11 protein-coding genes and 1 pseudogene are annotated in these 9,960 nt (G+C 70.4%); 2 read left to right on the top strand and 10 right to left on the bottom strand.

What is annotated here, in order from left to right; genetic code table 11:
* Positions 1 to 187 precede the first annotated feature (187 nt).
* The gene (locus CLV92_RS20610) at positions 188 to 706 is read left to right on the top strand and encodes an SMI1/KNR4 family protein (protein WP_104435944.1); all 519 of its coding nucleotides are present in this window, start codon (positions 188 to 190) and stop codon (positions 704 to 706) included.
* A 188-nt stretch (positions 707 to 894) separates the two neighbouring features.
* On the opposite strand, the gene CLV92_RS20605 is transcribed toward CLV92_RS20610, so the two are convergent.
* From CLV92_RS20605 to CLV92_RS20560, 10 genes and pseudogenes are all read right to left on the bottom strand, one after another.
* Complete coding sequence (locus CLV92_RS20605; protein ID WP_146099712.1) at positions 895 to 1,389, bottom strand: hypothetical protein; 495 nt, start codon at positions 1,387 to 1,389, stop codon at positions 895 to 897.
* A gap of 355 nt (positions 1,390 to 1,744) precedes the next feature.
* Positions 1,745 to 2,737, bottom strand: coding sequence for an RNA-binding protein (locus tag CLV92_RS20600; protein ID WP_104435941.1), 993 nt, complete (start codon positions 2,735 to 2,737; stop codon positions 1,745 to 1,747).
* Positions 2,738 to 2,937: 200 nt separating this feature from the next.
* On the bottom strand, positions 2,938 to 4,110 hold the full coding sequence (locus tag CLV92_RS20595; protein WP_104435939.1) for an IS110 family transposase: 1,173 nt from the start codon (positions 4,108 to 4,110) through the stop codon (positions 2,938 to 2,940).
* A 226-nt stretch (positions 4,111 to 4,336) separates the two neighbouring features.
* Positions 4,337 to 4,897 (bottom strand): GNAT family N-acetyltransferase, encoded by a 561-nt coding sequence (locus CLV92_RS20590; RefSeq protein ID WP_211291328.1) that lies wholly within the window; start codon positions 4,895 to 4,897, stop codon positions 4,337 to 4,339.
* Between the two features lie 161 nt (positions 4,898 to 5,058).
* Entirely contained in the window at positions 5,059 to 5,877 is an 819-nt protein-coding gene (locus CLV92_RS20585; RefSeq protein WP_104435936.1) for a class I SAM-dependent methyltransferase, read from the bottom strand.
* A gap of 152 nt (positions 5,878 to 6,029) precedes the next feature.
* Positions 6,030 to 6,193 (bottom strand): annotated as a pseudogene (locus tag CLV92_RS23160) (RidA family protein); the annotation flags it as partial.
* A 10-nt stretch (positions 6,194 to 6,203) separates the two neighbouring features.
* Positions 6,204 to 6,443 (bottom strand): hypothetical protein, encoded by a 240-nt coding sequence (locus CLV92_RS20575; RefSeq protein WP_146099711.1) that lies wholly within the window; start codon positions 6,441 to 6,443, stop codon positions 6,204 to 6,206.
* 161 nt (positions 6,444 to 6,604) lie between these two features.
* Positions 6,605 to 7,474: a S41 family peptidase gene (locus CLV92_RS20570; RefSeq protein ID WP_104435933.1), complete on the bottom strand. Its 870-nt coding sequence runs from the start codon at positions 7,472 to 7,474 to the stop codon at positions 6,605 to 6,607.
* Positions 7,475 to 7,627: 153 nt separating this feature from the next.
* Entirely contained in the window at positions 7,628 to 8,122 is a 495-nt protein-coding gene (locus CLV92_RS20565) for a nuclear transport factor 2 family protein (RefSeq protein ID WP_158257364.1), read from the bottom strand.
* A gap of 136 nt (positions 8,123 to 8,258) precedes the next feature.
* Positions 8,259 to 8,597, bottom strand: a complete 339-nt coding sequence (locus CLV92_RS20560) for a hypothetical protein (RefSeq protein WP_104435930.1) — start codon at positions 8,595 to 8,597, stop codon at positions 8,259 to 8,261.
* Between the two features lie 188 nt (positions 8,598 to 8,785).
* Here CLV92_RS20560 and CLV92_RS20555 point away from each other — a divergent pair, with 188 nt between their 5' ends.
* Positions 8,786 to 9,553 (top strand): hypothetical protein, encoded by a 768-nt coding sequence (locus CLV92_RS20555; protein ID WP_146099710.1) that lies wholly within the window; start codon positions 8,786 to 8,788, stop codon positions 9,551 to 9,553.
* Positions 9,554 to 9,960: the final 407 nt, after the last annotated feature.

Here is a 9,960-nt window from a genome sequence, read left to right as displayed (position 1 = left end):
CCCCACACCGGCCCTTCGGAGAAGTCACTTCCCGGACCCGCCACACCCAGCATCCCCACCTCGACTGCCGCCCCGCAAGACCCCGTCTTGACTTAGAAGGGAGCCAAAGTCGGATGCTGTCGTGCTCTGTCTGCGTCAGGCGAGCAGGCTGGGGTAGTGGACGCCATCCTCGAGACGGGAGTCGCAGATGCCGGAGCTGTTCGACGACGGTGACTACTACACCGGACCGCCCCTGACGGACGCCCTCATCACAAGGGCCGAGGAGGCCCTGGGCGTGAAGCTGCCCGCCTCTTACCTAGCCGCGCTGCGGGAGCGCAACGGCGGACACCTGCGCCGCAGCTGCTTGCCCACGACGTTCCCGACGACCTGGTCCCACGACCACTTCGAGGTGCACGGTCTCCTAGGCCTTGGCGGCGAGTGGGGCATCGACTCCGAGTTCGGCAGCAGGTACATGATCCCCGAGTGGGACTACCCCGATGTTGGAGTGGTCATCTGCTCCACTCCCTCCGCCGGCCACGACACCGTCATGCTCGACTACAGCGACTGCGGCCCCAAGGGGGAGCCGGCCGTCGTCTACGTCGACGAGGACCGCGTCCCTCGCCGGGTGGCTGACGACTTCGCCGAGTTCCTCGATCGCCTCCGGCCCTGCGATGAGTACGACGAGGACGACGAGGACGACGAGGGCGAGGGCGACGGGGAGCCGTAGTCATCCACTGAGCCGAGTCCCGTCGACCCACAGGCAAGGTCCAGCACGCCCGCTGCTCCACGGTGACGTCCGCGCACAACGCTCGCTCTTCGGCAGAGGAGTGCCTCTGGGCGGGGCGTGATCGCGCCCCATCAGCGGCATGACCGTGAAGTCGCTGGGGTGGTCATGGTGTCGGCGCCGTCTCAGCCTCAGGGGGACCCGGCGATGGCCTGCTCGCCGAAAGCGGGACCGAGGACCCGCTCGACGCGAACGGGGCAAGCCTGCGCTGCGGCATCCCGAAAGAGCTGCGCATCCAGCTCGTGGCTGCTGAGGGAGATGTCCTGCTCCAGCCACTGACAAGAGACGCGCAGGCGACCGCTCATAGGCAGGGGCCACAGCCAGTACTCCTGATCCAGCACCGACTCGCTGCGTCCTCCTCCGAGCCGGCGCAGCACCGCATGTTCAGGCACCCACTCGTCGTCCTCTGGCTGGTGGGGGCGGAGGCGCTGGGCGTTGGGGTGCTCGTACTCGGGAAGCGGCTCGGTACCTGTGAGCCGTTGTCCGTCGGGGAGCTCGATGGTCAGCTGCAGGCGTCCATCGGAGATGGGCTCGCCGATGTCGTCACCGGCGACGGGTGTCCTCAGGTGTGCCGAGACGATCATGGAAACGCCGCTCGGGTACGCCTGGACGGTGGTGAGGAGCACGGCTGCTCGCTCCGACTCGCCCAGGACCAGTGCGATCGGGACGGTGGTGGGCTGGATGCCGCGGGGCCTGCCGCTCCAGGCCGGAGGGTTGGGGTCGACCCCGTCGTCTGCTGAGTCCTCTGCCCAGGACAAGCCCGGGACGTAGCTCGCGGGATCAAGGTTGGTCACGGCGGTGAGCTTGTCGCGTTGAGAGGCCATTCGTCACCCGCTTCTTGGCAGACGAGAACGTCCGACGCTCGTCATGATCGCGCCCTCAGCGCGGCGTGAGAGTGAGATCGCTAAGGCGCTGCCGATGCCCGCGGGGCATGGCCTTCAGGATCGGCACGAGTCGCTCAGGGGTGGTGGGAGAGCCACCTCAGTCGAGGTCGTCGTCAACCCAGCGGGTCCAGCGGGCGCGCAGGACCCCGTCGGTGTCGAGGCGGGCGGCCTGCAGTAAGGGTCGGACGGGGCCGTTGGGGGTGATCGACTCGACCCAGGAGGCAGCGACCGCCTCGCGCAGCAGCACCGCGACGTCAGGCACGTCGGGGTCCTCGCCGTCGACCCAACGCTGGTGCAAGCGCCCCGCGGCGTCGATCCAGACCAGGTGCCCGTGATCGGAGTCCTCGAGCGCGGCGAGGGTGCACTCGCGCACGACGTCGACGTCGCCGGTCAGCCCCGGCCACACGCTGAGCAGGACTCGTGGGCGCATCCGCTCCTCCAGCGCCGCGCTGGGCAGCTGCTGAGGGGTGACGCGGTGGAAGACCCTGCCGGCGACCCTGTGCTCCTCCACAAGCACCTCACCGCGGTCGAAGACGAGGTCGTCGACCCGGCGCCAGAACTCCGCGTCCGCGGCCCGCTCCACCAAGGGCTTCCCGGTGGTGGAGGCCGGATTGCTGGAGCAGTGTTCCGGGAACAGGCCCGCTGCCGCTGTGCGGGCCAGGGCACGCTCGCAGGCGGTGTAGCTGCTGAGGTAGAGGCGCTGCTGGACGCCGACGTGGATGACGAACCGGCCCTCGTCCTCCAGCGTGCACCGCAGGTCCCAGCCGCGCAGCTGCAGCCGCACCAGCTCCAGCGCGGCGGCAACATCGACCAGCGCTCCGTCGTAGAGGCCGCTGAGCTCGGGGCCGAAGACGCCGGCGAGGACTTGCAACGTCTCCTCATCCGTCGAGCGGTCCAGGTGCAGGAACGGCTCCCGGACCGCCAGACAGGTAACGCCGCTGTCAGCAGCGAAGTCTGCGACCGCCTGGACGTAGGCCGCCTCCACGGGGCCGCGGTCGCTCTCTACTTGCAGGCGCACGGTGTAGCTGCCATCGGCGTTGCGGTTGACCGGGTCGTACATCGTCACCAGCCACACGAAGGGCAGGTCCACCTGTGCCTCACCTCCGCGGCCGGCTTCGTCGACCGGGCTTCGTAGCCACCCACAGCAACAGCATCCAGGGGCGAGGGGCGCGATGCTGCCTCATGGACCACAGGAGCAGGTGATCGTCGCCCCTGACGTTCGCACATCGACATGGTCGGACGTCGCCGGCCGCCATGACCGCGCCCGCACGGCGATGGTCCTATAGACCGTCAAGGCCGTAGCGGGGTACTTCTCGACGGTGGTGGGGCGTTGAGGTGGCCGAGGTCTTGCATGATCGCGTGGTAGGTCTGGCGGGCGATGTAGCGCTTGAGGCAGCGGATGATCTCGCGCTTGGACAGGCCTTCCTTGGTGCGGCGTTCGACGTAGGCGCGGGTATCGGGGCACCAGCGCATCCGGACGAGGGCGATCATGTGGAGGCTGGAGTTGGCGTCGCGGTCGCCGCCCGGGTGCAGTCGGTGGCGGCTGGTCATGCCGCTGCTGGCGGGGATGGGGCAGGCTCCGCAGAGGGCGGCGAAGGCGGCCTCTGAGCCGAGCCGCTGCGGGTTTCCGCCGGCGGTGACCAGCAACTGCCCGGCGTGCTCGGTGGAGACCCCCAGCAGTGCCATCGTCGCCGGGGCCGCGGTGCGCATCAACCTCGTCAGCGCGGCGCTGAGCACGTCGATCTCCTCGGTGAGGGCCGCGACACGCTGGCCGATGCTGCGCAGGGCCCACTTCGTGGCCTGCATCGGTTCGGCGAGTCGGGCTGGGTCGCGGCGGTAGCGCGCGACCTCCTGCGCCACCGTCGTCAGTGGGCGGTTGCGCAGGGTGGTCCGCAGGTCATCCGGGGCGGTGGTGATGAGGTCCTTCAGCTGGTTCAGCGCAGCGACGCGGGCCTTGACCGCGCCGTGACGCGCGATCCGCAGCACGCGAACGGATTCCACCACCGTGGTGGTGTCCTTCGGTGTCGCCACCGCCTCTCCCGGGCGGATGCGTTGACTGTGCAGCCGACGCGGTCGGGCGGTCTGGGCCTCAGGGGTGCTTGCCAGGGCGCGACGTGCGGCGTTCTCCGCGTCGAGGGGGTCGGACTTCCCCCGCAAGGCCCGCAGGCGCCGGTCAGGACGGTTCACCTCCAGCACCGCCACGTCCTCCTGGCGCAGATAGCGGGTCAGTCCGGCGCCGTAGCTGCTGGTGCCCTCGATCCCGACCTGGCGCACCGTGCCGAAACCTCGCAGCCACGCGAGCAGCTGCTGGTAGCCGGCGGCGTCAGCGGGGAACTCCGCCGAGCCCAGGAGCCGACCGACGCCGTCCAAGGCCGCGGCGTGGTGGGTCCGGGCATGGGTGTCGACACCGCCGATCACCTCACCGCCGGTGACTTCGACGATCAGTGCGGTCATGCTGGTCATGTCCGTCCCTTCCTCTCAGCCAGGGGCGGGCTGGCCGGGTCGGGCGGACAAGACGGTGACGGGCTCTGGGCAGGGTCCTATGAAGTCACGTCCGCCCGGCTCAGCGCCGCCGAGGTGGTCGCACAGCCACCGGGCCGACAGATCGCAATGAAGACATCCACCGGAGTGGAGTCGGTCAAAGTCGAGGTCAGACCCGACAGCTGCACGACCATCTTCATCCTCACCGTCAAAGTCGGATGTTCGTGTCGTGAGCCTCTGCAAGCGGGTCATCGGCGGTGGGAGCTAGGGCTGTGGCATCGCATGGCAGAGGCGTGAGCACCTTGGCGAACCAGTGCTCGGCGTAGGGCGAGGTGTTGAAGCGCTCAACTTCTTGATAGCCGTGGCGAGCGTAGAGACGGCGTGCCTCCACCAGATCGCTGCGAGTGTCCAGTCGCAACAGCAAGAGCCCCTGGAGGCGGGCCACGTCTTCCACCTCGACGAGCAGCCGTGACCCGAGGCCGCGTCCGCGTGCCGAAGCCGTCACGTGCACCCGGGTCACCTCCCCGACGTCTGAACTGATGCGCAGTCCGGCGCAGCCGAGCACCTCGCCCCCCTGGCGAGCTACCAGCAAGACCCCTCCCGGTGGGATGAGGTCATCACTGCTCTCTTCCCGCATCACGGCATCGAGCTCTTCCCTGCTGATCGGTCGCTGGTAGTAGCGGCTCACGATGTCGTCGTAGTAGGCCCGCAGAGCCTGCAGGGCCGTAGAGCTGCTGGGATCGACTCGCTCGATGATCAGGTCAGACACTCCGCCAGTCTGCCCATTGCACCCCGATGACGCAGACATGCCACTGCTTGCTCTTCGACGTAGCCGGACGTCGCCGGAGCATTTGTGATCGCGCCCCACCAGCGGCGAAGCCGGATGTTCGCGGGGCTGCCGGCGCTGGGGTCAGGTGGGCAGTCGCTGGATCAGGTGTGCTTGCGGCCGGCGATGAGGAGATGCCCGCTGGCGCCGAGCAGAGCGGGCTCGCTCTCGGTGGCCCGCACGACATCGAGGATGCGGTCGCGGGTGGCTGGGTCATCGAGGAGGGCGTCCAGCTCCGGGGCTAGGCGGGCAACGCCCTCCACTGCCACGGGGCCCTCGGGCTGCAGGCCGACGGAGGAGACCTCCTCGCGCAGGTCATCGGGGCGGTGGAAGTAGGCGGTGGTGAACCACCGCGGGCGCAGGCCGGGGTTGCGGTGCACCCCGCTGGCGAGGTCTTCGGCGACGATGGCCGTGAAGTCCGGATCGCGCACGAGGCCAGTCGCCAGGGCGTCGACTGCGGAGGCCCAACGGCTGATCGCCGCAGCGATCACCACGCCGCCAGGGCGCAGCACGCGGTGGGCCTCGGCCAGTGCCTGCAGGCGGTCGGTGCGTTCGGGCAGGTGGTACAGCGGCCCGAGCAGCAGCACGGCGTCGGTGCTGTCGTCGGGAAAGGGCAGCTCGCGGGCGTCGGCCTGCAGCGCCGAGGCCAGCGGGTGGTCGGCCGCGTGGCTGGCTTCCTCGGCCTGCTGGACGTGTAGCGGCACGGGGTCCAGCAGGTGCACCCGGTAGCCGGCTGCGGCCAGGGGCAGGGCGTAGCGGCCCGCCGCGCCGCCGACGTCGAGCACAGTCGCTGGCGCACTGGGAAGCCAGCGTCCCAGCAGCTCCCATGTGCGCAGCGCTTCGAGGCGGCCCTGCCCGCGCTCCAGCCGGTCACGCTCCTGACCCCGGGCGTAGTACTCCTGCACTCCCTCAGGTACGTCCATCCATCCGGCCCTTCACGCCTTGAGTCCTCGACGTCCAACGCATTCGCCGATGCGCGCTCATCGACATGGTCGGACGTCGCCGGCCGCCATGATCGCGCCCACCAGCGGCAGTTGCGGATGTTCATCGGCTCCCCCGGCTGTGGACGGACGTCGATGGCCTCGACCTCGACGAGCTGGTCGTCGTAGCCCAAGACGCCAACGCCGAGCAGGGTGCTGGGGACGTCGTGCTCACCGAAGGCCGCGCGGACGACGTCCCAGGCGGTGCCGAGGTCGCCCCGAGGAAGGAGGCGACGTAGACGGTCGTCCTGACGACGTCGACGCAAGGGTCAGGGACCGCTCGCCCGTGCCCGGCGACCGGTCCATGCCGTCACCAGCAGCCACGCCCCACCGGCGAGAGCGCCCCAGGCCGCGACGCGCAGCCCTGCCCAGCTCAGGAACCACAGCTCCTCGTAGCCGGGCTGCCCCGGCTCAGGGCGCAGGAGAGGGATCCAGAACCTGAGAGCGACGGCGAGCAGGACCAACGCCACTCCAGCCACAGCAGCCGGTGCCACCCGAGTCTTCGACACGGAGCCATCCATGTAGTGATCATTTCGGATGCCCGAGGTGGTCCGCAGCCCGAGGTGTCCGCATGCTCGACGCGCATCCGTCGGCGCATGCAGATCGGCGATCGAGGACGTCCGCCAGCCGCCATGACCACATCCGACCCGCATCCTGATCGGGTGATCGTTCATTCGCGTGCGGATTGCTGCGCGAGGTCGGCCAGGGCGGCGGTGAGGGGGTCGTCGGGTGCTTCGACGCGGATGTCGGGAGGCAGTGGGCCGTCGTGGACGACGCCGTGGCGGTCGGCCATCGTCGCGGTGGTGATGAGCAGCAGCGCCCCGTCGGGCAACCGCACCACGTCGTTCGCGGTGGGGAAGCCGTGGGTGGGACTGCCGTAGGTGCGGACGTGACGCAGGCCGCGGAAGGCGACGGCGACCGCCTCGCCCGAACTGGCGGTGTCGGCGCCGGTGAGGACGGCGACCGGACCGGGCAGGCGCCGCGGCCCCTTCGACCGCGCCGACGGGTGCCAGCCGGCGCCGACCCAGCCGCGGCGCAGCCACCACCGGATGCGCTTGCCGTCCCGGGTGGTGAAGGAACCCAGGGTGCCGTCGCCGCCCAGCAGGGGCGCGGCCACGGCGAGCATCGGCCACATGGACCCACCTCGGTTGGCCCGCAGGTCCACGACCCAGGCGCGCACGGACGGCATGGCGTGCAGAGCGCGGGCGCCGGCCCTGGCGTAGGCGCGCGCCGCCTTCGTGATGCCGCGGCAAGAGGGGAGGGTGAGCACGCCGACGTCGCCGACGGCACGGGCCGTGGGTAGCTCTTGAGTCGCGGCGTCGAAGGGAGGAACGGCGCCTGGGGCGAGGAGGCGGCTGTGGGGTCCTCCTACCTGCTGCACGGCATCGCGCAGGAGGTCGTGGACCCGTTCCACGCTCCCTGCTTCCGCCGCCGCGGTCAGCGTCGAGTTCCGGAGCGAGGGCCAGTCGACGTCGCGCAAGTACAGAGCCCGCTGCTCCACGGCCGTCAGCGCCACGCGTGCGTAGGCCCCGAGATCCATGGAACCAGTGTGGACGAGCCACCGGCACGACCTTCCTCGACTCGACGAAGGCACGCGTCCAGCGGCGGTCGTGATCGCGACTGGCCAGCGGTTGCTTGTCGACTTCCCGAGTCGGATGTCGCGGTGCTGGGCAGGTGGGGATGCGGGGGCGGGTCAGCGGTCCGGTGCGGCGAGGGGCACGATGCCGCGGTCTCCGAGGCGGGTCATGGCGTGCAGCGGGGCGGTGCTCACGGCGAGCAGCGCGGCCAAGGGCCGGTTGCCTCGTCTGCGGGCCAGTTCGGGGCCGAGCGCAGACATGAGCGCGGTCAGCGCCGGCAGGGAGCGGATGAAGAGCGTCAGTTCACGGATGTGCCCGGTCTCGTCCAGGCGCAGCAGTTGCGCTTCCTCCAGTTGCCGGGTGCCGATGCTGCCGCGGTAGAAGAGCGCGCAGGTGGAGTCCTGGCTCACCTGCGTGTGGAAGTGGATGCCTGAGACGGCCGCGAACGCGGCCTCGAGCAGGACGCGCACCTGGTCCCTGCCGTGGAAGCGGAACTGCTCCGTCAGCGGGGAGATGAGGACGACGTCCTGACTGAGGCAGGCCGCTGCCGCCTCGGCGTCACCGCGCTCACCGGCCAGCCGCCATCGACTCACCACGTCCTCGCTGCTCACGGCAGCAGCAGACCACACCTCCAGCGCTTCACCCTCGTCAGGTGCGGGTCCAGCAGCCGCACCAGGTGAGGGGTGTGGCGCCTCCACGACCGCTCGCGACCGCGCCAGCAGGACGTCTGGACGCTTGCGAGGTGGCTCAGCGACGGCCAGCGGTGAGGGCCCGGAACCTCGGAGCGAAGCACCACGGGGCGAGGACCCACGCCGAGAGGGTCGCGATCGCCACGGCCGCGGCGATCAGGACTGCTTCACCGAGCGTCGGGCCAGTCGACAGGCCCAGCCATGCGTTCAGCCCCGTGACCCCGGCGGACACCGCCACCAGGCCTGCTCGCGCCGGCCGGGCACCCATCCGTGCGAACTGACCGGCGACCGCGCCGGCCAGCGTTCCCGCCGCCCCGCCGCCGACGCTGCCGAAGAGGCAGCCGAAGAGGCCACCGAAGAAGAGAGCCGAAGAGAGGGGGAAACCCTCACGCCCCACGAGCGAGAGGGCGCCGGCCGCCGCCCCGCCCAGTGAGCCTTTGTCAGTAGCGTCTCACCACCACTGTCGCGGGCTCGGTGTCCGGACGCGCGGGCTCGGTGGGATCATGCTCGTGGGTCTGATGAGGGATCGGGCATCGAGTCGATCGTCGGATCCCTCGGCTGGGGGTGTGGGGCAGGCTGTCGGGCGTGCGAGGTCGATGGGCGGGGATGGTGGGGGTCCTGCTGGTGGCGGTGGTGTCGGGGTGCGGCACTGGTGTCAGCGCGGGGCAGGAGTACGCCGATGAGCGAGCCGACGAGATGGCGGAGCATCTCGCCCGCAACTTCCAGCGTGGCGGCTTCGCGCTGCACCGGTTGCCGGTGGAGGTGGCCTACGCGCTGCGGTCTCACGACTCCTCCGTGATCCGGGGGGTGCAGCTGCTGCGGATGGAGGAGCAGGAGGGTGACACCGCGGTCGTGGAGGTCCGCATCAGCGTCGTGACCGAGGCCGAGAGCGTCAGCGGGTTCCGGCTCGGGGAGGCGCGCGAGGCCGCGCGTGCCGTGCGCTGCTACCGCTATGAGTTCGCCGCCCACGGCCTCGACGGGCAGGCTCAGGTGTTGCCCGACGACTGCGCCGGCCGTGACCCGCTGCCCGTGCCTCTTCCTCCGGAGGTCGCCAACCTCGGCGACGATGACGACGAGGTCGTGCGTCAGGCTCTGGCCACGGGTGCCGAGCCTGAGGAGCTCGAGCGCCTGCTGCAGAGGGACGGCGTCATCGTCCGTGCGGGCAGCACCAACGGCTGGGTCGGCGTCGCGCTTCTGGTCCCCCCGCCCGGAGACGACTGCCTGATGGGACGGCGTGGCCCTGCCGGTGAGGTGGAGGTGTGGTTCCCGCCTGGCGTGACGGTCGCACCCGGCGAGGGGTCCTGCGACGCGGTCACGGCAGCCACCGCAGGAGCACAGCGCTCACCGCACTGAGCCCTCACGGATGCCGGCCGGCAGCTAGTGACAAAGCCTCAGTGCCCCCACGCCGAAACCGGCCACTGCGCAGCGAGCGAGCGTGGAGGCGGGCCATCCCGCGTAGACGCCGACGACGGCCACAAGGACTCCCTCTGTGCACGCTGCTGCCGGGCGGAAGATCGCCTCGGACCCCCCGATGCTGTTCAGCACCCGTGCTGGTCACTCCGGAATTCGGTCACCGAGCCTTGTCAGTGGCGCCACGCTGCTCCTGGCGAAGACTCGCTGGGCCCAGGGGTTCCCGGTGCGCACTGAATGCCGGAGGCATCAGCATGTCGGAGCGCCAACGGCACGCTGGTGCCCGAGGAGGGACGTCGTGCAGAGGTCGGTGGCAGAGAAGATGGGCGTGCGGGAGGGGGCGCGGGCCT

Source organism: Kineococcus xinjiangensis, from assembly GCF_002934625.1.
In the GTDB taxonomy this organism is placed as follows: domain Bacteria; phylum Actinomycetota; class Actinomycetes; order Actinomycetales; family Kineococcaceae; genus Kineococcus_A; species Kineococcus_A xinjiangensis.
The sequence above is the reverse complement of the archived record's forward strand: the minus strand, read 5'-3'. Positions and strand labels throughout refer to the sequence as shown.

Coding starts and splice junctions, on each gene's coding strand:
- CLV92_RS20610 (WP_104435944.1), top strand. CDS start 188: ATGCCGGAGCTGTTCGACGACGGTGACTACTACACCGGACCGCCCCTG.
- CLV92_RS20595 (WP_104435939.1), bottom strand. CDS start 4,110: ATGACCAGCATGACCGCACTGATCGTCGAAGTCACCGGCGGTGAGGTG.
- CLV92_RS20585 (WP_104435936.1), bottom strand. CDS start 5,877: ATGGACGTACCTGAGGGAGTGCAGGAGTACTACGCCCGGGGTCAGGAG.
- CLV92_RS20570 (WP_104435933.1), bottom strand. CDS start 7,474: ATGGATCTCGGGGCCTACGCACGCGTGGCGCTGACGGCCGTGGAGCAG.